At 31.1% G+C, this 25,911-nt stretch carries 31 protein-coding genes, 1 tRNA gene and 1 pseudogene; 13 read left to right on the top strand and 20 right to left on the bottom strand.

All coding sequences use genetic code 11. The features are described 5' to 3' along the window. Nucleotides 1-138: 138 nt before the first annotated feature. Nucleotides 139-615, top strand: coding sequence for a Na(+)-translocating NADH-quinone reductase subunit F (locus tag Q0L44_RS10905; RefSeq protein WP_296638426.1), 477 nt, complete (start codon nucleotides 139-141; stop codon nucleotides 613-615). 71 nt (nucleotides 616-686) lie between these two features. Here the strand turns inward: Q0L44_RS10905 and nqrF are convergent, their stop codons facing one another. From nqrF to Q0L44_RS10935, 6 genes are read right to left on the bottom strand one after another with little or no spacing between them, the layout of a single operon-like run. After that, nucleotides 687-1,994 carry an NADH:ubiquinone reductase (Na(+)-transporting) subunit F gene (gene nqrF / locus Q0L44_RS10910; protein WP_296638429.1) on the bottom strand — a complete coding sequence of 436 codons (1,308 nt, stop codon included), beginning with the start codon at nucleotides 1,992-1,994 and terminating at the stop codon, nucleotides 687-689. A 1-nt stretch (nucleotide 1,995) separates the two neighbouring features. After that, nucleotides 1,996-2,730 (bottom strand): NADH:ubiquinone reductase (Na(+)-transporting) subunit E, encoded by a 735-nt coding sequence (gene nqrE / locus Q0L44_RS10915; protein WP_296638432.1) that lies wholly within the window; start codon nucleotides 2,728-2,730, stop codon nucleotides 1,996-1,998. A gap of 45 nt (nucleotides 2,731-2,775) precedes the next feature. Next, nucleotides 2,776-3,423, bottom strand: a complete 648-nt coding sequence (locus tag Q0L44_RS10920) for an NADH:ubiquinone reductase (Na(+)-transporting) subunit D (protein WP_296638433.1) — start codon at nucleotides 3,421-3,423, stop codon at nucleotides 2,776-2,778. Between the two features lie 3 nt (nucleotides 3,424-3,426). Continuing rightward, nucleotides 3,427-4,173: a Na(+)-translocating NADH-quinone reductase subunit C gene (locus Q0L44_RS10925; protein WP_296638436.1), complete on the bottom strand. Its 747-nt coding sequence runs from the start codon at nucleotides 4,171-4,173 to the stop codon at nucleotides 3,427-3,429. A 2-nt stretch (nucleotides 4,174-4,175) separates the two neighbouring features. Next, the gene (locus tag Q0L44_RS10930) at nucleotides 4,176-5,375 is read right to left on the bottom strand and encodes an NADH:ubiquinone reductase (Na(+)-transporting) subunit B (RefSeq protein WP_296638439.1); all 1,200 of its coding nucleotides are present in this window, start codon (nucleotides 5,373-5,375) and stop codon (nucleotides 4,176-4,178) included. 4 nt (nucleotides 5,376-5,379) lie between these two features. Next, nucleotides 5,380-6,723 carry a Na(+)-translocating NADH-quinone reductase subunit A gene (locus Q0L44_RS10935; RefSeq protein WP_296638441.1) on the bottom strand — a complete coding sequence of 448 codons (1,344 nt, stop codon included), beginning with the start codon at nucleotides 6,721-6,723 and terminating at the stop codon, nucleotides 5,380-5,382. 182 nt (nucleotides 6,724-6,905) lie between these two features. Here Q0L44_RS10935 and Q0L44_RS10940 point away from each other — a divergent pair, with 182 nt between their 5' ends. The 4 genes and pseudogenes from Q0L44_RS10940 (at nucleotide 6,906) to Q0L44_RS10950 (ending at nucleotide 9,711) form a co-directional block, all read left to right on the top strand. After that, nucleotides 6,906-8,123 carry a DUF5103 domain-containing protein gene (locus Q0L44_RS10940; RefSeq protein ID WP_296638444.1) on the top strand — a complete coding sequence of 406 codons (1,218 nt, stop codon included), beginning with the start codon at nucleotides 6,906-6,908 and terminating at the stop codon, nucleotides 8,121-8,123. Between the two features lie 50 nt (nucleotides 8,124-8,173). Then, complete coding sequence (gene apaG / locus Q0L44_RS10945; RefSeq protein WP_296638445.1) at nucleotides 8,174-8,560, top strand: Co2+/Mg2+ efflux protein ApaG; 387 nt, start codon at nucleotides 8,174-8,176, stop codon at nucleotides 8,558-8,560. Nucleotides 8,561-8,706: 146 nt separating this feature from the next. Beyond that, nucleotides 8,707-8,853, top strand: a pseudogene (locus Q0L44_RS11595) (DUF3667 domain-containing protein); the annotation flags it as partial. 171 nt (nucleotides 8,854-9,024) lie between these two features. Then, on the top strand, nucleotides 9,025-9,711 hold the full coding sequence (locus Q0L44_RS10950; protein ID WP_296638449.1) for a hypothetical protein: 687 nt from the start codon (nucleotides 9,025-9,027) through the stop codon (nucleotides 9,709-9,711). 21 nt (nucleotides 9,712-9,732) lie between these two features. Here Q0L44_RS10950 and Q0L44_RS10955 read toward each other — a convergent pair whose 3' ends face one another. The 3 genes from Q0L44_RS10955 to Q0L44_RS10965 all read right to left on the bottom strand — a co-directional run bounded on the left by Q0L44_RS10955 (nucleotide 9,733) and on the right by Q0L44_RS10965 (nucleotide 13,277). Next, on the bottom strand, nucleotides 9,733-11,697 hold the full coding sequence (locus tag Q0L44_RS10955) for a YgiQ family radical SAM protein (protein ID WP_296638452.1): 1,965 nt from the start codon (nucleotides 11,695-11,697) through the stop codon (nucleotides 9,733-9,735). Between the two features lie 172 nt (nucleotides 11,698-11,869). After that, on the bottom strand, nucleotides 11,870-12,694 hold the full coding sequence (gene folP / locus Q0L44_RS10960) for a dihydropteroate synthase (protein WP_296638455.1): 825 nt from the start codon (nucleotides 12,692-12,694) through the stop codon (nucleotides 11,870-11,872). 1 nt (nucleotide 12,695) lies between these two features. After that, the gene (locus Q0L44_RS10965) at nucleotides 12,696-13,277 is read right to left on the bottom strand and encodes a TIGR00730 family Rossman fold protein (protein ID WP_296638457.1); all 582 of its coding nucleotides are present in this window, start codon (nucleotides 13,275-13,277) and stop codon (nucleotides 12,696-12,698) included. A gap of 82 nt (nucleotides 13,278-13,359) precedes the next feature. On the opposite strand from Q0L44_RS10965, the gene Q0L44_RS10970 reads away from it, so the two are divergent. The 4 genes from Q0L44_RS10970 to Q0L44_RS10985 are packed head-to-tail and all read left to right on the top strand — an operon-like array spanning nucleotide 13,360 to nucleotide 15,971. Next, nucleotides 13,360-13,893: a DUF1599 domain-containing protein gene (locus Q0L44_RS10970; protein WP_296638460.1), complete on the top strand. Its 534-nt coding sequence runs from the start codon at nucleotides 13,360-13,362 to the stop codon at nucleotides 13,891-13,893. 34 nt (nucleotides 13,894-13,927) lie between these two features. After that, a complete protein-coding gene (locus Q0L44_RS10975) occupies nucleotides 13,928-14,890 on the top strand; it encodes a DoxX family protein (protein ID WP_296638464.1) in 963 nt (320 codons plus the stop codon). Continuing rightward, a complete protein-coding gene (gene crcB / locus Q0L44_RS10980) occupies nucleotides 14,890-15,255 on the top strand; it encodes a fluoride efflux transporter CrcB (RefSeq protein ID WP_296638467.1) in 366 nt (121 codons plus the stop codon). Before Q0L44_RS10975 ends, crcB begins: the two co-directional genes overlap by 1 nt. Before the next feature lie 14 nt (nucleotides 15,256-15,269). Continuing rightward, nucleotides 15,270-15,971, top strand: a complete 702-nt coding sequence (locus Q0L44_RS10985) for a crotonase/enoyl-CoA hydratase family protein (RefSeq protein WP_296638470.1) — start codon at nucleotides 15,270-15,272, stop codon at nucleotides 15,969-15,971. Here Q0L44_RS10985 and Q0L44_RS10990 read toward each other — a convergent pair. Both Q0L44_RS10990 and Q0L44_RS10995 read right to left on the bottom strand, forming a co-directional pair. Next, nucleotides 15,968-16,582, bottom strand: a complete 615-nt coding sequence (locus tag Q0L44_RS10990) for a DUF1684 domain-containing protein (RefSeq protein ID WP_296638475.1) — start codon at nucleotides 16,580-16,582, stop codon at nucleotides 15,968-15,970. The genes Q0L44_RS10985 and Q0L44_RS10990 overlap by 4 nt on opposite strands. 10 nt (nucleotides 16,583-16,592) lie before the next feature. After that, entirely contained in the window at nucleotides 16,593-17,525 is a 933-nt protein-coding gene (locus tag Q0L44_RS10995; protein WP_296638477.1) for a calcium/sodium antiporter, read from the bottom strand. Between the two features lie 187 nt (nucleotides 17,526-17,712). On the opposite strand from Q0L44_RS10995, the gene Q0L44_RS11000 reads away from it, so the two are divergent. The 3 genes from Q0L44_RS11000 (at nucleotide 17,713) to Q0L44_RS11010 (ending at nucleotide 18,234) form a co-directional block, all read left to right on the top strand. Next, nucleotides 17,713-17,865 carry an SsrA-binding protein gene (locus Q0L44_RS11000; RefSeq protein ID WP_296638480.1) on the top strand — a complete coding sequence of 51 codons (153 nt, stop codon included), beginning with the start codon at nucleotides 17,713-17,715 and terminating at the stop codon, nucleotides 17,863-17,865. 6 nt (nucleotides 17,866-17,871) lie between these two features. Continuing rightward, complete coding sequence (locus tag Q0L44_RS11005; RefSeq protein WP_296638482.1) at nucleotides 17,872-18,102, top strand: DUF2007 domain-containing protein; 231 nt, start codon at nucleotides 17,872-17,874, stop codon at nucleotides 18,100-18,102. Between the two features lie 58 nt (nucleotides 18,103-18,160). Next, nucleotides 18,161-18,234: transfer RNA gene (locus Q0L44_RS11010), tRNA-Arg, on the top strand. A 452-nt stretch (nucleotides 18,235-18,686) separates the two neighbouring features. Here Q0L44_RS11010 and Q0L44_RS11015 read toward each other — a convergent pair. The 7 genes from Q0L44_RS11015 to Q0L44_RS11045 all read right to left on the bottom strand — a co-directional run bounded on the left by Q0L44_RS11015 (nucleotide 18,687) and on the right by Q0L44_RS11045 (nucleotide 22,882). Further along, complete coding sequence (locus Q0L44_RS11015) at nucleotides 18,687-19,055, bottom strand: hypothetical protein (protein WP_296638485.1); 369 nt, start codon at nucleotides 19,053-19,055, stop codon at nucleotides 18,687-18,689. 275 nt (nucleotides 19,056-19,330) lie between these two features. Beyond that, a complete protein-coding gene (locus Q0L44_RS11020; protein WP_296638487.1) occupies nucleotides 19,331-19,648 on the bottom strand; it encodes a T9SS type A sorting domain-containing protein in 318 nt (105 codons plus the stop codon). A gap of 424 nt (nucleotides 19,649-20,072) precedes the next feature. After that, the gene (locus tag Q0L44_RS11025) at nucleotides 20,073-20,345 is read right to left on the bottom strand and encodes a hypothetical protein (RefSeq protein WP_296638490.1); all 273 of its coding nucleotides are present in this window, start codon (nucleotides 20,343-20,345) and stop codon (nucleotides 20,073-20,075) included. Between the two features lie 2 nt (nucleotides 20,346-20,347). Next, a complete protein-coding gene (locus Q0L44_RS11030; RefSeq protein WP_296638492.1) occupies nucleotides 20,348-20,623 on the bottom strand; it encodes an ATP-dependent Clp protease adaptor ClpS in 276 nt (91 codons plus the stop codon). A 10-nt stretch (nucleotides 20,624-20,633) separates the two neighbouring features. After that, the gene (prmA, locus tag Q0L44_RS11035; RefSeq protein WP_296638493.1) at nucleotides 20,634-21,470 is read right to left on the bottom strand and encodes a 50S ribosomal protein L11 methyltransferase; all 837 of its coding nucleotides are present in this window, start codon (nucleotides 21,468-21,470) and stop codon (nucleotides 20,634-20,636) included. Nucleotides 21,471-21,545: 75 nt separating this feature from the next. Continuing rightward, the gene (tpiA, locus tag Q0L44_RS11040; protein WP_296638498.1) at nucleotides 21,546-22,304 is read right to left on the bottom strand and encodes a triose-phosphate isomerase; all 759 of its coding nucleotides are present in this window, start codon (nucleotides 22,302-22,304) and stop codon (nucleotides 21,546-21,548) included. An 86-nt stretch (nucleotides 22,305-22,390) separates the two neighbouring features. Continuing rightward, nucleotides 22,391-22,882: a TlpA disulfide reductase family protein gene (locus tag Q0L44_RS11045; protein WP_296638500.1), complete on the bottom strand. Its 492-nt coding sequence runs from the start codon at nucleotides 22,880-22,882 to the stop codon at nucleotides 22,391-22,393. Between the two features lie 82 nt (nucleotides 22,883-22,964). Between Q0L44_RS11045 and pyrF the strand changes: the two genes are divergently transcribed. Next, nucleotides 22,965-23,777: an orotidine-5'-phosphate decarboxylase gene (gene pyrF, locus Q0L44_RS11050; RefSeq protein WP_296638502.1), complete on the top strand. Its 813-nt coding sequence runs from the start codon at nucleotides 22,965-22,967 to the stop codon at nucleotides 23,775-23,777. 188 nt (nucleotides 23,778-23,965) lie between these two features. Here pyrF and Q0L44_RS11055 read toward each other — a convergent pair whose 3' ends face one another. Continuing rightward, the gene (locus Q0L44_RS11055; protein ID WP_296638504.1) at nucleotides 23,966-24,154 is read right to left on the bottom strand and encodes a Lacal_2735 family protein; all 189 of its coding nucleotides are present in this window, start codon (nucleotides 24,152-24,154) and stop codon (nucleotides 23,966-23,968) included. Between the two features lie 85 nt (nucleotides 24,155-24,239). Further along, entirely contained in the window at nucleotides 24,240-25,868 is a 1,629-nt protein-coding gene (locus Q0L44_RS11060) for a family 16 glycosylhydrolase (protein WP_296638506.1), read from the bottom strand. Nucleotides 25,869-25,911: the final 43 nt, after the last annotated feature.

Raw genomic sequence — 25,911 nt, forward strand, 5'->3', positions numbered from 1 at the left:
GGCATATTCATAAACCAAAAATACAATTTATAAAGTATAGAAAAAATTACAAGAAGTTATTTTAGATAGATTATTTAACAATAGGGATTTGAAATTATTTTGAAAATTCTATATCTTTAGATAGTAAAACTATTTCTTATGAAGACTCCGAAAAGATTAGAAAAAGCCTTAGTTAAATTATACAATGCTTACCATAATAATACTTTAAATCCAGAAGATTGTGCAGCATGTGCAGTAGGCAACATACTAGATAATCATGATAGTTGGAAACACTTATCTAATGATCACGGATCTTTAGAACTAAGTTATGTTGGTAGAGTTCATCAGAACTTAGGCAGAAAATTTAATGGTTACACACCCATAGAAATTTTGAAAATAGAGAAAGTGTTTTTAGAAGCTTGTGGTTTTAAAACGCCTTTATGTCATTATAATATAAAGCCAGATAACCCTACAGCTAATGATATACTTTTTAATGGACTTTCTGCAGTTGTAAATCTCTTATGCGAATTAGATAATATAGAAAATATAATGAACCTTTCTAAATTATTTAAGCAAGAAAATGGAGAACCTGTATACCATCTAGAAACATTTTTAAGAGAAAAGGCAATAGCTTAATAAATAATTATAAGAAACAAAAAAACCAACGTTATTATCGTTGGTTTTTTTGTTTCTATAATTTTGAATGACTATCCTCCAAAGTCATCAAATCTGATGTGTTCATCTGGAATACCAAAGTCTTCACCCATTTTCTGAACAGCTTTGTTCATTAACGGTGGTCCACAGAAATATAATTCTATATCTTCTGGAGACTCATGATGGCTTAAGTAATTATCAATTACACAATTGTGTATAAAACCAACAAACCCATCACCTTCGGCATCTATATTCTCTTTTACTTTCCAATTATCCTCTTCCATTGGTTCAGATAAAGCTAAGTAAAATTTAAAGTTTGGAAAATCTCTTTCTAATTCTTTAAAATGATCTAGATAGAATAATTCTCTCTTAGAACGACCTCCATACCAATACGTAACTTTTCTACCCGTTTTTAGGGTTTTGAATAGGTGATATAAATGAGAACGCATTGGAGCCATTCCTGCACCTCCACCAACATATAACATTTCTGAATCAGATTCATTGATAAAAAATTCTCCATAAGGACCAGAAATCACACACTTATCACCTTTCTTTAAGTTAAAGATATACGATGAAGCAACACCTGGATTAACATCCATCCAATCGCCTTTTGCTCTGTCAAAAGGAGGAGTTGCTATACGTACGTTTAACATAATTTCTCTACCCTCTGCAGGGTAAGAAGCCATTGAATAAGCTCTTTCTACAGTATCCGTATTTTTCATTACTAAAGGCCAAAGCTTAAACTTATCCCATTCAGCCTGAAACTTGTCTGGAGTATCGTGCTCCTCTGGGTGCGCAGTAATATCCATATCAGAAAACTTAACTTCACATGGAGGTATTTCGATTTGAATATAACCACCTGCCTTATACCCCATATCTTCAGGAATTTCTACTACAAATTCCTTAATAAATGAAGCTACGTTATAGTTTCTTACAACAACAGCATCCCACTTTTTAATTCCAAATACTTCTTCTGGAATCGTAATGTTCATGTCTTGTTTCACTTTAACTTGACAAGCTAAACGAATACCAGACTTTAATTCTTTCTTTGTGAAATGTGGTACTTCAGTTGGTAAAGCTTCTCCTCCACCCTCTAAAACGTGACACTCACATTGTACACAAGAACCTCCACCACCACAAGCTGATGGTAAAAATATTTTTTCATTACCTAAAGTTGTAAGTAGTGTACTACCTGAACCAACTTCAATTTTCTTTTCTCCATTAATGGTAATAGTTACTGGACCAGAAGGCGATAACTTCTGCTTCACAAACAACAATAAAGCAACTAATATTAAAGTAATTAGTAAAAAAGCTGCTACTGTTGCAATAACTGTACCTGTTGTACCTGCTGCTAATATCATTCTAATTGTTATTTAAGTTTGTGTTTTCTGCTACTATTTTAGCATCCTCTTCTTTATTCAATTCTTTTTGAACCTCTACTTTAGCTTCCTCTGTTTTTGGCTCTTCTTTCTTTTCATCACCTCCAGTTAACATACCTCCAAAGCTCATAAAACCAATGGCCATTAAACCAGTAATAATAAAAGTAATTCCCAAACCTCTTAAAGCTGGTGGAACACTCGAATATCTAATTTTTTCACGAATTGCAGCAATAGCTAAAATGGCTAAAAACCATCCAATTCCTGAACCAACTCCATATGTTAATGCTAATCCTAAAGATGGTATTTCTCTAGATTGCATAAATAAACTTCCTCCAAGAATTGCACAGTTTACAGCAATTAAAGGTAAAAATATACCCAAAGAATTATATAGTGATGGAGAAAATTTCTCGACAATAATTTCTACCAACTGTACCATTGTTGCAATAGTTGCAATAAACATGATAAATGACAAAAAACTTAAATCGTATTGAGCATAGTCTTCACCCAACCAAGAAAGTGCTCCTTCTTGTAAAATATATTGATCTAACAACCAGTTTAAAGGAACAGTAACTGCCAGTACAAAAATAACAGCAGCACCTAAACCTACAGCAGTAGATACTTTTTTAGATACGGCTAGGTAAGAACACATCCCTAAGAATGTTGCAAAAACCATGTTATCTATAAAAATCGATTTGAAAAATAATTCTATATGTTCCATATTTTTATTTTTAATTCTGAAACTAGCTCAGAAAATGCTTAATGTCTAATTTTCTTCGATTAATGATGTATTCTTAGTTCTTTGAATCCAAATAATGATTCCAACAACTATTAAGGCCATTGGTGATAATAACATAAATCCATTATTTTCATAACCAATTGCGTATAAACCTGTTTTTTCTATTGGATCTCCTAACACTTTAAAACCTAATAAAGTTCCAGAACCTAATAACTCTCTAAAGAAACCTACAGCAATCAAAATTACTGCATAACCTACAGCATTCCCAATACCGTCTAAGAAAGACCTCCAAGGACCATTACCTAAAGCAAATGCCTCAAAACGACCCATAATTATACAATTTGTAATAATTAAACCAACAAATACTGATAGTGTTTTACTCAGTTCGTAAGCAAAAGCTTTAAGAACCAAATCAACAATAATTACCAATGTTGCAACTACGATTAACTGTACAATAATTCTAATTTTTGATGGAATAATGTTTCTCATCAATGAAATCACAACATTCCCTAATCCTAAAACAAATAATACTGAAACAGACATTACAATAGAAGCTTTAAGCTCAGCTGTAATTGCTAATGCAGAACAAATTCCTAATACTTGTATAGTAATTGGATTGTTATCTAAGAAAGGATCTTTTATTAAGGCTGCGTCTTTTTTTGATATAAGTGCCATAAATTATGGTTTTAATGATTTAAAATAAGGTACGTATAATGATAAGTCTGACTTAATCATTGCAGAAACACCGTCTCCTGTAATGGTTGCACCAGCAATTGCATCTACCTCGTAATCTGTTTTATCGTCGTTTTTTGGATCGTTATTACCTTTTGCAACAGTTATTCCCTTAAAATCTCCTGATTCAGTTAATAAATGCTCTCCATTAAAATCATCCATAAAGTAACGTTGCTTTATGTTAGCTCCTAAACCTGGAGTTTCTCCTTTATGATCAAAATATGCTCCTTGTACAACCATATTCTCATCCATAGAAACATAACCCCAAATAGCGTCCCATAAACCTTTACCATAAATAGGTGCTACATAAAATGTTTTACCATCTTTTTCACCAACAAACAAAGGCAACTTTCTTGTTTTGCCATTTTTAGCATTGGCTTGCTGCTTTTTTATATCAATTAAATAAGCATCTTCACTTTCAGTAATTTGATCTCCTTCAATTACCAATTGCTTTTTAATGTATTTTTTGAATTCTTCTCCTGCTACAGAAGTAGAAACAAAAGTTGCACTAGATTCATCATTCTCGTTTACACCCATGGCATAAAGAATGTTCTGTTGCTTTTCTATTCTTTGATTTTCTTTAATATTTGGCTTTAAAGACGAAGCCATAAAAGCCAATAAAGAACCAACGACTAACACCATAACAACGGCGAAAATCATTGTATATCCATTACTATCTGTTTTCTTACTCATAACTAGGCAGTTTTAACGGTAACACGTTTTAATCTCTTTTTTACGTTTCCTTGTACAACGTAATGATCTATTGTTGGTGCAAATACATTCATTAATAGAATGGCTAAGAAAACTCCTTCTGGATATGCAGGGTTAAATACACGTATCATAATAGATATAAACCCAATTAAGAATCCATAAATCCATTTTCCCTTATTGGTTTGCGAACCTGTTACAGGATCTGTAGCCATGTAAACAGCTCCAAATGCCAAACCACCAATCATTAAATGCTCCCACCAATTTGTGCTCATTAAGCCATAAAATTTGCTAGAATCTGTAATAATATCAGCATTTACAATTCCATTAAAAATTAAGCCCATTACAGAAGCACCTATAAAAGTGGATACAATAATTCTCCAACTTCCAATCTTAGTAAAGATTAGAAAAGCTGCACCTAATAATATTAAAAATGTAGAAGTCTCACCGACTGAACCTGGAATAAAACCAAAGAACTTATCCCAATTTGAATAAATTACTTCTTGATTTTGTGCGTAACTACCCAAAATAGTTTCTCCAGAAATAGCATCTGCTGTGCCTGTTCTGTTTACAGCATCGTAAACCCAGACTTTATCTCCAGACATCCAAGTTGGATATGCAAAGAATAAGAATGCTCTAATTGTTAATGCAGGGTTTAATATATTCATACCTGTACCTCCAAAAACTTCTTTACCAATGACTACACCAAATACAACTGCAACAGCTAACATCCAAAGTGGAGTATCAATTGGTACAATTAATGGCACTAACATACCTGTAACTAAGTACCCTTCCTCTACTTCATGTCCTTTAATAACTGCAAAAATAAATTCTACAATTAAACCAACTCCATAAGAAACAATTACTAATGGTAATACTTTAATAATACCAATCCATAAATTATCCCAAGTAAAAAAGTTAGCTATTACGTTATCTCTTAAAGAACCGTCTATAGCTGCATAATGCTGGTAACCTGCGTTAAACATTCCAAATAACAAACATGGAATTAAAGCCATAATTACAATATTCATTGTACGCTTTAAATCATCTGCTGCTTTAATATGAGTTCCTCCATGAGTAACCTCATTTGGTAAATATAAAAACGTATGGATTGCATTAAATGCGGGCGCCATTTTGGTTCCTCTATACTTTTCTTTTAAATTATGTAAATTTTCTTTTAAGCTCATAATCTTATCCTAATTCTTGTCTCATTAAATCTAACCCTTCACGAATTATTTTTTGATGTGGCTGTTTAGACACACAAATAAATTCTGTTAAAGCAAAGTCTTCTGGCGCTACTTCGTAACCCCCTAAAGCTTCCATTTCATCTAGATCTTGGATCATAAATGCTTTTAACAATTGCATTGGATAAATATCTAGAGGAAATACATTTTCGTAAGAACCTGTAACAACAAATGCCCTATGTTCTCCGTTTGTATTCGTATTTAAATCGTACTTTTTATTTGGCGTTAACCAAGAAAAAGTTAAAGCTCTTGATGGAGAAATTTTATCGAATACTGGTTTATTCCAACCAAAAAATTCATAATCATCTCCTTCTGGTATTGCCGTAATTTGATTATCATAATAACCTAAGAACCCATCAATTTCTAATTGCTTTCCAGAAAGCACATTTCCGCTAATAACTCTTGTATTATCATTATTTAAATTATTAGCAGTTACATCTGAAATAGATGCACCAGCAATTGCTGTAATATATTGAGGTTTCTCGAACTGAGAACCTGTTAACGCAATAGTTCTTTGTAAATTCAATTTACCAGTTAATAACAACTCTCCAATAACAACTAAGTCTTGTGGAGTTACCACCCATACAACTTCACCTTTATTAATAGGGTCTATCGCTGCAATTTGAGTTCCTACATTTCCTGACGGATGAGGACCAGAAACCTTGTGAATCTCTAAACCAGATAAGTTTTCAAACATAGAGTTAGCACCTACAGAAACATGTACCTTTCCTTCTGTTAATTTAGAAATTGCAGTAATTGCAGTCTGTAACTCTGCGTCTTTACCTGCTAATGTATATTCTAAATCTGCAGCTAAAGGCGCTGTTGCGTATGCTGAAATAAAAATTGCTTTTGGAGCTTGGTCAGGATTTGCAACAACATCGTAAGGACGTTGTTTAATAAAAGGCCAGCAACCTGAAGAAAATAAATGATTCTTTACTTCTTCTGCAGACATTTTACTAGCATCCTTTATGCCGAAATCTTTATGGATTTGTGTTGTATCAGCCGCTATCTTTACAGCCATTACTCTTCTTCTTGCCCCACGAATTACATCAGTTACTTTACCAGAAACAGGACTAGAAAATAAAATGCGTTCGTCACTTTTTTCATAAAAAAGTGTATCTCCTGCTTTTACCTCTGCACCCTCTTTGGCAACAAGTTTTGGTGTAATTCCATGGAAATCTTCTGGTTGCACTGAGTAAACACTACTTAAAGAACTATTTGTAGTGGTTTTTTCTGCAACACCAATAAGCTTAATATCTAAGCCTTTTTTAATACGAATGTCTTTTGACATAGTAAATCTGGAATTTTAGTTAACTAAAAAAATCATGCAAATTTACGGCTTTTACGAATTATTTTAAACATAAAAAACAGGTTAAATTACTTATTTATATTTATTCTAAATAATTTTATTGTAATGTTTTTTTTAACTAACACTTTGAGTACTTTTAGGAATGTTTTAATATTTTTGTAACTATGATTAAATCCTTAATTTCTTTGTATTTTGCATTTTTCAGTTGCATTCTTTATAGTCAAGAAATAAAATCAATTCTTTTAAGACCACTAGCAAAAAACACCTACACTACAATAGTACCTTTAGGTACAGTTTTAGAATTATCTTTTGACGATTTAGAGGCCGATGGAAAAGATTATCGCTATAAGATTGAGCACATGAACCATGATTGGAAGAAAAGCAGACTTCTATCTAGTCAATTTATTAACGGCTTTAACGAGAACAGTATAATTAATGTAACAAATTCTTTTAATACTCTTCAAAGTTATACGCATTACGAAGTTCAATTTCCAAATAGAAATACAGTAATAACAAAAAGTGGTAACTACTTAGTATCTGTATTAGACGACTACGACACTGTACTTTTTTCAAGACGATTTGTATTGTGCGAAAATTTGGCAACCATAGGATTACAAGTTAGTAGAAGCAGAGATACTAAAAATTTAAATACACAACAAACATTAGAGTTTAGTATAAACTACCCAGGTCTGAGAATTAACAACCCTCTACAAGAAGTGAATGTTACCTTGATTAAAAATGACAATTGGAACGAAACCATTAACAACTTACAACCAACGTTCTTTAAACCAAAACAGCTAAAATACACCTACACCAACAAAACAAACTTTTGGGGCGGAAATGAATACTTAAATTTTGACAGTAAACTATTAAGAAATAAAAGTATTAATATTACAAAAGTAGAGAAAGGGACTACTTTTAATCATTATGTATACCCCTACCAATATAAAACAAACTTAACATATAGCTATAACCCAGACATTAACGGACAATTTGTTTTTAGAAGTTTAGAAGAAAATGATGCAAAAACAGAAGCAGATTATGTACGCATGCATTTTACACTTCAAACAGAAAGTACTTTTCCTAATAAGAAAATACACGTTTATGGCGCTTTTAATAATTTTGAAATCGAAAAAGAAACCGAACTTTTTTATGACTATAAAACAAAATCATACACAGGTAATTTTTTACTAAAACAAGGTTTTTACAACTATACTTATGCAACAGTAAACCAATACAATCAAGTAGACATTAATGAAATAAACGGGACATTTTTCCAGACTGAAAATCAATATGCAGTAATTGTATATTTTAGACCTTTTGGAAGTTTATACGATAGAGTTATTGGTGTTGGCACCTATAATTTTAACCAAAATAGATAAACCTACAATACACTTGTGTTCATTTATAAAAAAAACTACTTTTACTACGTATGGTTCAGCAAGTAACAAAAGGAATTAAAATATCTGTTAAAACAAAGTTTAACGGAGTAAGCTATAGAGATACTAAGCTTTATTATGTTTTTGCATATCACATAACGATTGAAAATAATTCTTCAGAGACAGTTGAGCTTACGTCTCGTTTTTGGAAAATATACGATTCTTTAAATAAGATAGAAATTGTAGCCGGTAAAGGTGTTGTTGGTCAAACACCTGTCTTACAACCCAAAGAACATTACGCCTACAGCTCTGGTTGTTTTCTGATATCTACTATTGGTGCAATGACCGGTTATTTCACCATGCAAAACACCAATACCTTAGAAGAATTTAAAGTATTAATACCAACATTTCAACTAATAACGCCACTCTCATCAAACTAACAAAAGAAAAAAATAAAGTAAGTAAGATTAAAGATGCTGCATGTTTAAATTGTGGATACCCGTTTTATGGTAGCGAAAACTTTTGTCCTGAATGCGGACAAGCTAACAAGGGTAACAAAATCACTTTTTTAATCTTCGTAAAAGACATTTTTAACGGACTCTTTAACCTTGAAGCTAAATTCTGGAATACTCTTATTTCTCTTCTTATTAAACCCGGACAAGTTTCTAAAGAATATATTCAAGGTAAAAGGCAACGTTACTCAAATCCATTTCGATTCTATTTAACTGTTTCTATCGTTTTTTTCTTACTCATAGGTTTATACAAAACAGTTCAAAAATATGAAGCTTTAGCTAGCAATGAAACAGAAGAAATTGCTATTAAAAAAATACCAAAGAAAAAAAACAAGGCTAAAGAACTTACACAAAAAGAAATCGACTCTATAAAAACTGAAGTGAATACTGAAATGAAAAATTTCATGATTCCTATTCCAGAAAAGATGCGAGAAAATATTCTAATCGAAATAGAAAATGAAGTAAAAAAAGACACTGATTTAGACAGTATAAAAAAAGAGGTTAAAAATAAAAAGCGTACTATAGATACTGACTTAGGCACTAAACTAGAGATCTTCATGGAGTATGTTAAAAAAAATCCAGAGGCTAACATTAACAAAGCACTAGATACTTTAGGATATCAAAAGAACTTTACCAATCGATTTTTATTTACAAGAGCAGAAAGCATAAATGCTTTTTCAGAAAACAAAGAAACGAGAGCTCAATTTTTTAACCAAATCTTATCTTATGGGTCAATTGCTTTATTTATATTCCTACCCATTTTTACACTATTCTTAAAGCTTTATTACATTAGAAGAAAATATACCTATGTAGATCACCTCATCTTTGTATTTCACGTACAAACTGTGTTTTTTATGTTATTTGCCTTTTACTTTATTTTTATGATACTAAAACTTTCTCCTCTACTTTGGATATTTTTAGCATTATTCTTAGTCTATTTGTATCTAGCAATGAAAAAATTTTATGAGCAAGGATATTTTAAAACGTTCCTCAAGTTTTTATTATTAAATGCAAGTTTTAGCTTTATTGCTTCCATTGGAGTTATCATAGTATTTCTAATATCATTCGCTTTTTTTTAAACCAATAAAATTTTTAAAATACTATCTCCTTCTTTTTTTTGAAGAAGTACGGGTTACTTTCTTTTTTCTTCTGTTAAAAGGTACAGCGTCATCAAAAGTATTTTTAGCTGCTTTTGCCTTTTTATTTTTTTGCCAAGACTTGTTTTCAGGCAACAATACATTCAATAAATCTTGTCTACCAACTTTATTAAGTGTCTTTTTAATCCAATCTTTATTTTCTTTTTTGTACCAAAAGAAAAATTTATGCTGGTCTTCTTTTTCCTTTTTTGTTTTAGGTGTTCTTGTTGGCTTTAATGTATACGGATGATAACCCGAATAATAAATTACAGTTGCTACTGTCATTGGAGTAGGTGTAAACCCCTGAACTTGCTCTAACTGAAAACCCATATCTTTAGTTTCGGCAGCTAAATTTGCCATATCTTCTACTTCGCTTGCTGGGTGACTAGATATAAAGTAGGGAATTAATTGTAGGTTTAATTTTCTCTTGATGTTGATTTTATCAAAACGTTCTTTAAACTTATGGAAATAAGTAAAAGATGGTTTACGCATCAACTTTAAAACAGGGTCTGAGGTATGTTCTGGAGCTACTTTTAAACGTCCAGAGACATGCTTTGTCATTACCTCCTCTGTATAAGTATCTAACTCTTTTGGATCTGCATTTTTGTTAAATTCTGGCACTAACATATCGTGTCGAATTCCACTACCTATAAAAGATTTTTTTACTTTTGAGTGCTTGTCTACTGCTTGGTATAAATCGGTTAATGGCTTATGAGAAGTATCTAAATTAGAACAAATAACAGGCGATATACAACTAGGTGCAACACATTTATCGCAAATAGATTGAACTTTACCTTTCATTTGATACATATTTGCAGAAGGGCCTCCAATGTCTGACAAATAACCTTTAAAGTCTGGCATATTTGCAACCTTATCTACTTCTTTTAAAACAGATTCTTGGCTTCTACTAGCAATAAACTTTCCTTGATGCGCAGAAATTGTACAAAAGCTACAACCACCAAAACAACCTCTATGGATGTTAATCGAAAATTTAATCATTTCAAAAGCTGGTATTGGACCACGTTTGTCATATTTAGGATGTGGTAATCTTGTATAAGGCAAATCAAAAGAACCATCTATTTCCTTTTCTGTCATTGTAGGAAAAGGCGGATTTATCAACAATGTTCTTCCTTTTACATCTTGTAAAATTCTTCTTGCTTTTAATTTATTTGACTCTTGTTCTATCACTTTAAAATTAGAAGCAAAGGTCTTTTTATCTTTTAAACAAGCCTCATGAGAATTGATTGTTATATCTTCGCAATCATTAATTACAGGTAATTTTTCTGCTTTCTGATCTACTAAAACTGCTGTTTGTTTTATATTCTTTAAACTAGAAAATGGCACTCCTTTTTGTAATAAAGTTACAATTTCTCGTAAAGGTTGCTCACCCATTCCATAAACTAACATATCTGCTTTAGAGGTCTCTAAAATAGTAGGCATTAACTCGTCTGACCAGTAATCATAATGAGTTACTCGTCTTAAAGAGGCTTCTATACCTCCAATTAATAAGGGTACGTCTGGGAATTTATCTTTTAATATGTTGGAATAAACAGAAGTTGCATAATCTGGTCTGAACCCTTTATCACCATTTGGAGTATATGCGTCTTTATCTCTTCTTTTTTTACTTGCTGTGTAGTTAGAAACCATTGGATCCATACAACCCCCTGTACATCCAAAAAATAATCTTGGCTTTCCAAGTTTTTCGAAATCTTGTAAATTATCATTCACATTGGGTTGTGGAACAATAGCTACTCGTAAACCATAACTTTCTAAAATACGTCCAATAACTGCAGGACCAAAAGAGGGATGATCTACATAGGCATCTCCACTGAATAAAATAACATCTAATTGCTCCCATCCACGAATTTTAACTTCCCTGTTTGTGGTTGGTAACCAATCTGTTAATTGATGTTTTTTTGTTTCTTGCATAGTTTACAAAAATACATAGAAAATTTGTGATCAAAAACTTATTTACAAATGTCTTTTGGCTAATTTTTTAGAGCTATTTCCTGCTTTCACTTCTCGCTTTTTTCGTTCCTCAAAAGAGCTCAGACAAATCGTTCAATAAGGCTAAACATACTTATTCAGTGAAGTTCTAATATTAGCCAATTACCTGTTCAACAATCTTAACAGCTTCTACAGCTTCTTTTACATCATGCACTCGTAAAATATTTGCACCATTTAATAATGCAATTGTATTTGCAGAAGTTGTTGCATTCAAGGCTTCTTGAGCGGAAATATCTAACGTTTTGTACAACATCGATTTTCTTGAAACTCCTGCTAAAATTGGAGCATCTAAACTTTTAAAAAGTTCTAAGTTCTTTAAAATTTCGAAATTATGCGCTATTGTTTTACCAAATCCAAATCCAACATCTATTAACACATCATTTACTTTTAGTTGATGTAACTTGAATATTTTCGCAGCAAAAAAAGAAATGATTTCTTTAGTCACATCTTCATAAACAGGATTTTGTTGCATATTTTGTGGAGTTCCTAACATGTGCATTAAAATGTAAGGAACTTGTAATTCTGAAACCGTGTTAAACATATTTGCATCCATATTGCCTCCAGAAATATCGTTAATTATAGCAGCTCCATGCTGTATACCTTCTTTTGCTATTCTACTTCTAAACGTATCTACAGAGATAATAATTTGAGGAAATTCTTTTAATAACAAACCCATCACAGGCATAATTCTACTTAGCTCTTCTTCTTCAGACACATGATCTGCTCCTGGCCTAGATGAATAAGCGCCTACATCAATAAAAGTAGCTCCTTCTACTAGCATTTTTTCTACCTGCCTTAAAATTGCTGTCTCGTTTTTGTACTTTCCTCCGTCAAAAAAAGAATCTGGAGTAATATTTAAAACACCCATTACTTTAGGTGTGCTTAAATCTGTTAAATTTCCTTTGCAATTTATAGTCATGTTATTGAACAACCTTTTGAATTACATTTCTTTTTTTTGGTGCCTTATATTGTTGCATTTTCTGCATTAACTCTTCTATTGAATCTGCGACTAACAATAATTTTTTATTTTCAGGTTTTATATAACCTTCTGCAATCATATGATCTATCTGTGCTAAAATAGCATTAAAAAAACCATTACTATTTAAAAGTCCGATTGGTTTTTGCTCAATTTGCAATTGACTTAAAGTCAACACTTCAAACAATTCATCTAAAGTTCCAAAACCACCAGGAAGCGTAATATAACCATCTGCTAACTGACTCATAAGCACCTTACGCTTACTCATTGTTTTACAAACAATCATCTCCTCTACATTAGGGTGTATTACTTCTTCTTTTTCTAAAAGCTTTGGAATTACTCCTATTACCTCTCCTTGTTGTGCTAAAATAGTATCTGCCAAAACACCCATCATTCCTATTTTTCCTCCACCGTAAACTAAACCTATTTCGTGCTTTGCAAAATAATACCCAAGAGCTATAGCTGCATCTTTATATGACGATTTATACCCAAGACTAGAACCACAAAAAACAACAACTCTTTTCATCAAATCAGAAATAATTTCATGGTAAAAATAAATGAAATAGCCCTAAGATTTACTACATTTGATAAATTCTTTTATTAAAATAATGCAAGAGACCTCAAAACAATATGACGCTGTAGTTGAAGAATGCAGGAATTTATTTATTAAAAAAATGTCTGATTACGGAAGTGCTTGGCGCATTTTACGTTTACCTTCATTAACAGATCAGATTTATATAAAATCACAACGAATTCGACAATTACAAGAAAACGAAGTTCGTAAGGTAGATGAAGGTATTAAACCAGAATTTATTGGTATAATAAACTACTCAATTATGGCTTTAGTACAATTAGAAAAAGGAGTGGTTGAAAACCCAGATTTATCTACAGAAGCAGCAACTCTATTGTATGACAAGCATCTAAAAATCACTAAAGATTTAATGCTAAACAAAAATCATGATTATGGAGAAGCTTGGAGAGATATGCGTGTATCTAGTTTAACAGATTTAATTTTACAGAAATTATTACGCGTAAAACAAATTGAGGATAACAAAGGGAAAACCATAGTATCTGAAGGCATTGATGCTAACTACCAGGATATGATTAACTATGCTATTTTTGCAATGATTCACTTGGCATAATACCTGATATGTTTTACCTTTTAAATTAAAATTTATGAAAATACTTGTTCAAATTGCTAGGGTACTTGTTGGTGGTCTTTTTATATTTTCGGGATTCGTAAAATTAGTAGACCCTATTGGCTCCCAGTACAAATTTGAAGAGTATTTTTCTGAAGGTGTATTGAATTTAGAGTTCTTAATTCCGTATGCTTTACCTTTTGCCATCTTTTTAATTATTGCAGAGATTGTTTTAGGGTTTGCGCTATTAGTGGGTTGGAAAGTAAAGTTTACCGTAAACAGTTTAAAACTAATAATTCTTTTCTTCCTCTTTTTAACCTGGTATTCTGCGTATTACAACAAGGTAACCGACTGTGGTTGTTTTGGAGATGCTATTAAACTCTCTCCTTGGGAAACATTTTGGAAAGATGTAATTCTTACTATCTTAATATTTTTTATAGGTTTCAAGATAAAGTTTATCAATCGTGTTTTTGTTAGAAACAACAATGGGTTTGTTGTTTTTTTATCTTTAATAGTGTCTGCTACAATTACCTGGTATGTGCTGGTAAACTTGCCTATAATTGACTTTAGAGCCTATGCTGTAGGTAAAAACATCCCAAAGGGAATGGAATATAAAAATGATGGAAGTATACCTCCTATTCATGATTTCTTTTTGGAAGATGCTCAAAACGATTTAGCACCTGAAATCTTGAAAATGGACAAAGTGCTACTCATTATTATGCCTAGTTTAGAAAAATCTGATTTTAAAGCATTTCCAAATATCATAGAAACTGTAATGCAAGCAAAACAAAAAGGATATAAGGTTTACGGAGTATCTGCATCTTTTGCTGACATTATAGAACTTACCAAAAAACGCTATAAACTAGATTTCGAATTTCTATTTTGCGATGAAACAACTTTAAAAACAATGATTAGAGCTAATCCTGGAATTATGATTTTAAATAAAGGGACCATTGTTACCAAAAAGAATTGGAGAAATATTGATGAATTAGAGCTGTAATGAAAAACCTACTTTTTGTTTTTATTGGTGGTGGCTTTGGTAGCGTTCTTCGCTATTGTATTAGTAAATGGCTAAACAATACAGAAACAGGTATACCTTATGGTACATTTGCAGTTAACATTTTAGGAAGCTTTCTAATTGGACTAATTTTAGGTTATGCTGCAAAAACCGATACTATTTCTGATAATCACACTTTGCTCTTAGCAACTGGTTTTTGTGGTGGCTTTACTACCTTTTCTACGTTTGCCTACGAAAACCACGTGTTTTTAAAATCAGGAGATTTTAGCTCTTTTGCTTTTTATACCATAGCAAGTTTTGCAATTGGTTTTTTAGCTGTATTTGCTGGCGTGTATGTTATCAAATAAATCCAAATTTTAAAATGAATAAACTTGTAACTTATCAATCACAAGAAAATTACGCTGTTATAACTATTAACAATGGTAAGGCAAATGCAATTTCTCATGAGGTAATTTCTGGAATACACGAAGGGTTACATATAGCCGAAAAGGAAAGTAAAGTGGTTATTTTAACAGGAACTGAGGGTGTTTTTTCAGGTGGATTTGATTTAAGTATCATGAAAAAGTCACCTAAAGACGCTATAGATTTAGTGACTGAAGGCTCTAAGCTCTCGCTACGAATGTTACAATTTCCACTTCCTATTATAATAGCATGTAATGGCCATGCTATTGCCAAAGGTGCTTTTTTATTACTTTCTTCAGATTATAGAATTGGTGTGCAAGGCAATTTTAAAATAGGCTTGAATGAGGTGGCAATAGGAATGACAATGCATAATGCAGGCGTGGCCATTGCTAGAGCTAGACTCTCAGAAGTATATTTAAATAGAAGTGTTATTAATGCAGAAATATATACTCCTGCAGTAGCAATAACTGCTGGGTTTCTAGATGCCATTGTACAACCAGAAGAACTTTTAAATACCGCTATTTCTACAGCTAAATTATTTGGTGAATTAAACATGGCAGCTCATGCTAAAACCAAATTAAAAATTAGAAAACCTCACTTAAAGGCCTTGGAAAATGGTATTTTGCTAGATAAAAAAAATAGTATTAGACTTAATCCCTAATATTTTTTAAACGTTTTAATACCAGCTTTTACTTCAATATCTAAATGATTCTTTCTAGGAGTTAATGGACAAGAATACTTTGCATTATAGGCACAATAGGGGTTATATGTATTGTTAAAATTTAAAATAATAGTATTGTGTTTAATAAGATCTCCAAGCATAATATCCATATAACGACCTGCACCATAAGATTCAGACCCAGAGGTATTGTCTGTAAAAGGTAAAAAAAGGTAGTCTTTGTATTTCTCGTCTTTTAAATCATCTTGACTTTGATATATCGTAAGCGCTAATGGTTTATTTTGTAATGTGAAATTTACAACTCCAAACTCCTTGTATAAAGGAGCTCTTTCTGTTGTGGTTAGCATTTCAAAAATTGGTGCATTTTTAATTGGCGTAAACGTCGCTTTTACAATAAAAGAACTATCCACAGGAAAAAAATCGAGTCCTTTAAAATTTTTTAAATCTTTTGGAAGTAAAGGAGATGTTGTGGCATCTTTAAAACTTGCATTCAACTGCTGTTGATAGGTTGTTTTACCAATTAAAGGTCGCTTATCTTTAGAATTACAAGAAACTACAAAAAGAGTTAAAAAGAGAATTAAATATTTATTCATTAATATAAAATTATAATGTAAAAACCACAAACAGTATATAGCTTAACAACAACACAGCACCATGCATCCAATTAAGTATATTTTTTTTAGGAATAAGAACCATTGGGAGTAAAACAATAACAATAGCTAACATCCAGAAAATATCGCTAGTTAAAAGTTTTTGATCTGATAATGAAATGGGTGTAATCATTGCAGTAATTCCAATAACTGCTAAAATATTAAATATATTAGACCCAATTAAATTCCCTAAAGAAATGGCTTTTTCTTTTTTTAGTACTGCAATAATAGAAGCTGCTAATTCAGGCACACTGGTTCCAATAGACACCAGTGTTACCCCTATAACACGTTCTGTAACGCCAAATTCTAACGCTAATGCAGTTGCGCCTTTTATCAATAATTCAGAGCCAAGCCATAACCCAAAACATCCAAGGCTAAAAAAAACAAAAATCTTACTATTAGATAACTGATTTTCATCCTCTAACACAATTTCTGAATGCTTATTTTTTTGTGTTTTTAAAAGATATACAATAAAAGAAATTAATAAAGTAAATAGAAGTAAACCCTCTGGTTGATCAATTACTCGGTCATTTTCTAAAAAAACATAAAGTAGTACAGATGCAATGAGCATTACGGGCCAATTTACTTTGTAAAAATCTTTGTGAACGTGTAAGGTGCATAATAGTAAAGTTACCCCTAAAACCAAACCTAAATTTGCGATATTAGAACCTATTACATTACCCAATGTCAGGTCTGACGCTCCTGTTAAAGCAGCATTTATACTAACAATAAGTTCAGGAGCAGAGGTTGCAAAAGAAACCACTGTCATTCCAATTACAACTTTAGATATTTTTAATTTAAGAGATAAAGCAACTGCTGATTTTAATAACCAATCACCTCCAAAAATCAACAATACTAAACCTAGACCAATCCATAAAAAATTCATCAAAAAAGTTTTTGCAAAGATACAAGATTGCACTATTATATAAATTGATTCTTTTATAAAACCCATTTTAGTTTTAATAATAAATGAGATAAAAAAAGCTCTAAAAAGTTGGTTAATTTCTTACGAAGAAGAAAAATCACGGAAAATGGTTAATTTTACTTAAATTTAACGACAAAGGGAATAACAAATGCAACAAAAAGCTTTTAAAATACTAGCCAAACTAAATAAGTTAGTATTGCCTTCATTTACTAAAAAAAAATTGGATATCTCTAAAGCCTCAAAGATGCAATTGGCAATTATTGGTTGGAGAGCCTTAGTAACAATGAAATCTTTAGATTAAAAAAATATGAAAAATCAGCACATTACCGTATTTTCTGGTTCATCCATTCTCGTAAAGGGATTGCAAAACAGATTAGAGGACCACAACATAAGCGCTTTAATTAAAGACAGAGTGGAATCTGCAAGATTAGGCGGTTTTGGAGAGCATAGAACTGCGATTGAGTTACAAGTTTTAGATGTAGATATAGAAAAAGCTAAACCCATTGTAGCAGCTTATGAAAAAGAAATTAATTCTTAAAAACTCATTCTAAGATTTCTTAGTTTAAAAAAAACAGCTATATTTGCACCCGCAAAAAGGCCATGTGGCGCAACTGAATAGCGCACTTGATTACGGCTCAAGAGGTTCTAGGTTTGAATCCTAGCATGGTCACAAATTCAAAATCAATGAGTTACATTAATTTGTAACTCTTTTTTTATGCTTAAATTTTGAAAAAGGGCGCAGTACAGGGCGCAGTATCGCTCTTTTTAGTTAATTTTTATTTCAAAATTCGCACACCTTATCATGAACCACTAATCACAAATATTAGCAATAGAATCATCTATATTATCACATTTAATATAATAAAAAACACCTATATTTCTATAAGTGCCTTTTAAATGCTAATTAATTTTCTTTTTCAATATATCTTAATATTATTAAAAAATTTATCAATCCAAAAATATATTATTATTTAGACTTTTTTAGTAACATAAGTTACATTAAAATACACACGCACAATCGAGTTGTAGATTTGTACAATGAGGTGGTTTAATGGTAGGTACTTTTTTGCTTTTGGACGTTATTCGAGATGTTCCCTAATGTAGTAATCAGCATAGATAAATTCATCCAATACCCAAATAGTTGAAACTCTTTTTACTTAGAAAGCTTCCTGTTTCTTTTAGTTTCTTTCTACATTTTGATTCCCTTTGTTTCATCAAAACCCCAAACCTTAATACATTTAAAGAGTCTATGATACCGTAATGCCTTTTACGACCAATATTTCTAATTTCTTTCTTTGTTAATTTGTTTTTTTTCTTTACAATTAGTTTAAATTTCTGTCTCATAACTTCCAACTCTTCACAATCAGCATTCCTAATCTGCTCTTTTATAATATTTGGGATGTTGTAACGCTTTGTATTAAGCCAAAATTCAGAAGACCCACCACAAGAGAATAATAAAATAGTTAAAGATAGTAAGAGTAGTTTTTTCATAACAAATAGTTTTTCTCAAATATAAATATATATGACCAAACAAAAGAGAGCTATCAGACATTCTTTAATTTAACCTATTTACGAGGTTTAGAAATATCAGAATTAAAAGAGGAAGATATGCCTATGGTTTATTAGTTATATTTCATAATCTCAGCCTATCATACAATTCAACAATATTCATTCTACGTTAACCACTTACATAATAATTGCAGACTTAATAAAGCATAAAAAACCACTACATTTCTGTAAGGGTTGTATTTTAAAGTATGTCTTATTTAATTCTTTACGACCTTATAGGAATTTGTCTCTTTTGTCATTTTATCTAATGTCTTGACTATGTAAATAGCACTTGATAAAACGGATAAATCAATAGTATTGCCACTTGTTTCCATTACTTTATTTCCAGTCATATCAAATATTTCAATTTCATAATCTTTATTAGAATTTAAAGCAATTTTGGAGGTTGTTGGATTTGGAAAAAGTATTACTTTATTTAAAGGCGCTGGATTTATAGATGAAAGAGATTCATTAAAAGATGCGATATCATATTCAATAGCATTAATAAGTCCCCTTGATTGATAAGCATCGTTCAAGTCAATTACACCGTCTCCATTAGTGTCCTCGGCTTCAGATTCATCAACTATACCATCTCCATTTTGGTCTTCTCCAGAATAATAGGCTATTGCAGTAAGTGAGATTTCAGTACCTCCAGGAATTACAAACTGATATCCAGAAGTTGGGTCGTATAGAGAACTTTCGGTCTGACGAAGAACATACCAGAACTTACCTTCAGGAACTGATATATTGGTGCTTACATTATCAATATCTGTTTCAAAAATAACTGTACCATTTTTAAATGAATTATATAAAACTCCATTTCAGGCCCTTAAGTTTATTGAATTGCAATGTATAGACTTTTAAAATTTTTATTCTCCTGTATTCGATAAAATAAAAAGAAATCATCTTCTTGTAATGGTGTACGTCAACTTTTTTTGTAAAAAAATTTATAAAATAGACTTACTTTAAGTATTGTGTAATTGCAAGTCTGTGGGCAGGTATACTTTTATCATAATTTTCTACCAAAATTTCTAATATCTCAGGCTTTTCTTTACCTATTTGGCTTTTAGAGGAGTATTTAGAAACATATAAATTATATTGATGTTTTTCTTTTTCAAAAATTAAATAATGAGTTTCATTCAACTCAGTATATGCAATCTCATTATTTGAAAAAGCTTCTGAATTGTCTTTTATGAACTCTGAAAACTCATAATATTTTAGAACATTTTCCATACTTATACCAATTCTGCAGATAAACCTAATTGTAACAATTTAGAACACCTAGGTTCTAAATCTTTAAACTCGCCAGATTTTACAGTGCATTTTCCTTTGTAGTGAACTAGCATTGCACACTGCTCTGCTTGTTCTAAGTTATGATCGCATACACTAATTAAAGATTCAATTACGTGATCGAACGTGTTTACATCATCATTATGCAATACAATTTCATGCTGAAAAACCTCTTTTTCTAAGACTTCTACTTCTTCTTGAATTTTTTCTTTTGTACTCATAAATTCAAAATTACAATTTATTGTATTTTAAAGCAACCCAATTATTTCTTTCTATCGTTTTTTCTAAATTTAAATTAAATTTAGAAACTTCAGTATCTATAGTACTAATATCTTCTTTATAAAAACCACTTAATAGTAAAATACCGTTTTTATTTAAGCAATTTGTATATACTTCCATATCATTCAATAAAATATTCCTATTGATATTAGCAATAATTACATCGTATTTTTTATCGGTCAACAAAGAAGAATCACCTTCATAAACATTAATATTTGTACAATTATTGCGTTTTACATTCTCAATAGAGTTCTCATAACACCAATTATCTATATCTATAGCATCAATAGGGTTTGCACCTTTCATTTCTGCAAAAATTGCTAAAATTCCAGTTCCACACCCCATATCTAACGTTTTTTTATGCTTTAGATCTAGTGCTAGTAAATGCTGAATCATCATATGGGTAGTTTCATGATGACCAGTTCCAAAACTCATTTTTGGCTCTATAATAATATCATACTCTAAATTTGGATTCTCATGAAAAGGAGCTCTTATGCTTACCAAATCGTTTACTTGAATTGGTGTAAAGTTCTTTTCCCATTCAGCATTCCAATTGGTTTGTGCTACCTCTTTTTCTTTATAAGAAATAGAAAATTCATCTGACTTTAAAATATAAATATCTTCTAAAATATGTGCATTATAATGGTCTTTTTGAATGTAAGCAATTAAACCAGTTTCAGTTTCTACAAAACTCTCAAAACCTACAGCACCTAGCTCTGCTACTAAAATTTCTGAAACTGGTTCTTTTGGTGTTAATGTAAAAGTATATTCAATATATATATTATCCATAATAAAAAATGCATCAAGATTTAATCTTGATGCAAATTTATTGGTTTTATACTAAAGTATGTGTTTTTGCTGTGTTTAAATTGCTTTAATAATGGCTGCAAAATCTGCAGGTTTTAAAGAAGCACCTCCGATTAAACCTCCATCTACATCTTCTTTAGAAAATATTTCGTTGGCGTTTGCAGGTTTTACGCTACCTCCATATAAAATTGATACTGAATCTGCCACTTCTTGATTGTACTTTTCAGCAAGTGTTTTTCTGATGAGAGCATGCATTTCTTGCGCTTGCTCAGGGCTTGCGGTTTCTCCTGTTCCAATAGCCCAAACAGGCTCGTAAGCTAAAACAATATTTTTAAAATCTTTACTCTCTAAATGAAACAGTCCATTTTGCAATTGACTTTTTACTACTTTAAAATGGTTACCAGATTTTCTATCTTCTAATAATTCACCAAAACAAAAAATAGCCTCCATACCATTTTCTAAAACAGCGGATACTTTTTCTGCTAAAATAGCATCAGTTTCCTTAAAATATTCTCTTCTTTCAGAATGTCCTATAATTACAGATTGTACTCCAATAGATTGTAACATGTCTGCAGAAACTTCTCCTGTAAAAGCCCCATTTTTTGCTTGATGCATATTTTGTGCAGCAACTTCCATTATACTTTCTTTAGTTAATGCTAAAGCAGTTGATAAATTTATATGTGAAGGTGAAATAACAACTCGTGTGTTTTGTAATTGAAATGCTTCTATTTCTTGATGAATACCTGCTATTAGTGTTCTAGTCTCATTAACATTTATATTCATTTTCCAGTTTCCTGCTACTATTTTTTTTCTCATGGTTGTGTCTTTAAATCTAATTGTAAAATTAAGAAATGATCATTTAAATATTGTTCGAATTAAAAAATACTTACTACAACGTTTCCTTAGAGTTCTGCCAAAGCTCTCCTAATTTCCTTAGCGGTAGATTTTGTTTCATTAAACACAACAATAGCTCCTTTTTCATCAATCACCATATAGGTTGGTATCCAAGAAAGATTTATAAATTCTACAAAATCTCCTTCATTCATGCCTTTTGGTAAATTGTAATGGTCTCCTTTTAACTGGTATTTTTTTATGGCTCTTTTCCATGCTGGCTTGCTAAAATCTGTTGATAAAAATACATAAGCAACATCTGGGAATTCTTTTTGTAATGTTACTAAATCTGGAAAGCCAACAATACAGTCTTTACACCAAGAAGCCCAAACATCTATCAGAATTTTTTTTCCTTTATGTTTATAAAGAACTTCTCTTAAAGTAATCTTAGTTCCGTCTAAACCAATAAGCATCTCTAAATTTGCAGACTCTGTAAATGAGGTTGGGTATTCTTTTTTACAGCTCATTACAACCAAAAAAAACAAAACAATAATTTTTTTCATTTAAATTTAAGTTTAAAAAACAGGGATCTTTTGAGTGTTACCCATTAAAAATAGTATTTTTGTATCACTTTAAGCAAAACTAATGACAACTTCGCAACTAATAGCACAAATTAATCAAAAAAAATCTTTTTTATGTATCGGTTTAGATGTTGATTTAGAGAAGATTCCAACTCATTTATTAACTTTAGAAGATCCTATTTTTGATTTTAATAAGGCCATTATTGATGCTACACACCATTTATGCGTGGCATATAAACCAAACACCGCTTTTTATGAAGCATATGGTTTAAAAGGATGGAAATCTTTAGAGAAAACAATTCATTACCTGAATAAAAATTACCCAGAAATATATACAATAGCTGATGCTAAAAGAGGTGATATTGGAAATACCTCTACCATGTATGCAAAAGCATTTTTAGAAGATTTAGCTTTTGATTCTGTAACAGTTGCTCCTTATATGGGTAAAGATTCAGTTGAGCCATTTTTAGCTTTTAAAGATAAGCATACAATAATGTTGGCTTTAACTTCTAATGAAGGGGCTTTTGATTTTCAAACTCAAAAAATTGACAATAAAGAGCTTTATAAACAGGTTTTAGAGACCTCTAAAACATGGAAATATTCAGAAAACTTAATGTATGTTGTAGGTGCAACTAAAGCTGAATATTTTGCCGAGATTAGAAAAATAGTTCCTAAAGCCTTTTTATTAGTGCCTGGTGTTGGTGCACAAGGAGGAAACTTACAAGATGTTTGTAAATATGGTTTAACAGAGAATATTGGTTTACTTATCAATTCTTCTCGAGGAATAATTTACGCTTCTAAAAATGAAGATTTTGCAAATGCAGCTGCTTTTAAAGCAAAAGAGCTACAGCAACAAATGGAAGTAATTCTAAAATAGAAATAATGCAATTCAAAGACCAAATGGTACCATTTTTTAATTGCAAAAAACCCCCACTAGAATTGTCTGTTTGGTTCCCAGCCTAACAGAACAACCACAGAGTAATGATTATAAATGGAGCATTTTCTTCTTGGTATGGGTCTCGGTTATTAAAAGCTTTTAATTGTTTTAAAGAAATGTACACTGCACTACACCATTAACTCTCTGTCTAAATAACTAACTTGATTTATTTTTTTTAAAATTTTCATTGCTTTAAATGCAGATAAATCGCTTTTAGCTTCATCTACAAAGCGATAGCTGTTAGATTGCTCTAATAAATTGGCATATCTTTCTTTAAGATGCCTTTTGTAATTTTGGAATTGATTTTGGTAATACATAACAAATTGAGGTTTTTTTAAATCTATGAAAAAAAAACAAACTACACAACAGTTAATATACTTACAATAAATAAATTAGATGATTTTAAGCCTTTATAAGTTTAGTTATAGTAGCATTATCGTTAGTTGACGCTTTTATAAAATAAACTCCTTTTTTTAAAAAAGAGATATCATACGTGTTTATTTGAGTACTCTGAAAAAAAGTATGTACTTTTTTTCCAGTACTTGAGTAAATAATAAATTTACTGCTTAAGATGTCTGTTCCTAATTGAATAGTAAGTTGATTTTTTGTAGGATTAGGATACAGGTTAAATCCCTTTTTTTTTAAAGGAATATTAGTATTACTTAAACTTACTGATTCTTGATATACCCTAACATAATCTACTTCCATAGGGCTCTCAGTAAAATTGGCAGCAATATTTGGTAAAATAGCAACATTTAACAACAAATACTGTGGAGCATCATAAGGCCAATTTTGAATGTTTTTATTCTCAGGTGCATATTCGTAATGTTGAATCCCATCTACACTAAACCTCATCTTTGTTGCTGACCATTCTAAAGTATAGACATGAAATTCTGTAGAAGCATTACTAATACTTCTTCCTCCTTTATTTACAGTTCCTCCAAAACTAGATCTATTATGTAAGGCACTTTGCACAAAATCTTGATTAGCTCCCCAATGTTCTATAATATCTATTTCTCCACAATCTGGCCATCCAGTAGTACCTTTTGTAGCAGCCCAATAACCACCTGTTTCTGTGATATTTTGACCAAGCATCCATAATGCAGGAAAAGTACCTACACCAAATGGCATTTTTGCTCTAATTTCTACCTTACCATAAGTAAAAGCATATTTAGAATTCAATCTTGCAGAAGTATAATTTTTAGTTACTCCATTATTTGAATAGATCTCTTTTTTAGCTAAAATTTTTAAAGTACCGTTACTTACATAAGAATTATCGATACGACCTGTATAATGCTGAATTTCTCCATTTGCCCAAGATTGACCATTAATAATAGGATAGGTTTGTTTAAACCATTTAGAGTTATCTAAATCTGTAACAACACCTGTTTGCCCATCAAATTCATCAGACCAAACTAAATTATCATAAACTGGCTCATCATTATCTACAGCTATAGTTCCGTCATACAAAAAATCATCTATATATGCAGTAACTCTATCAGTATTGTTTTCTCCATTAACCTGTAGAACAACCCTATTAAAATCATTTCTGTTTATGGGTTGTTGGGAATTCGGATCAAAATTACTGTAAACGTCATCTTTAAAGTTAAAGGTTACCGTTTGCCATTGATTCAGTGCTATAGATTTTATAATCTCAGTTTGTGAGGTCCAAGGTTCATTTAACGTATTATTTTGTAATTTAAGAGATACCTGGTTGGTTTGAGAACCAGTAACACTTACTGCTGGAACATAGATTTTAAATGTAAATGTGTACTTTTCTGAAAAGTCAAAATTTTCATCTACATCAAATCTAATATTTGCATATTGTCCGCCAACATCTTTATATTCTAATACTGTATTTGAAGTATTGACACCTTCTTTATAAGGATTATTTAACCTTGCATTAATGTTGGCATTGTCTCCAAACCAAGAAGAAATTGTTCCATTTCCCTCAAAATCATCTTCGACAGTTTGTTGCCCTCTAAGTTGGTAACTAGCTAAAAATAAAATAGTAAAAATTAAAAATCTCATAAAAGTGCTAAGTGTTGCATTATATCGTAAAGTTACAACCAGA

The organism is Polaribacter sp., assembly GCF_024639685.1.
Taxonomy (GTDB): domain Bacteria; phylum Bacteroidota; class Bacteroidia; order Flavobacteriales; family Flavobacteriaceae; genus Polaribacter.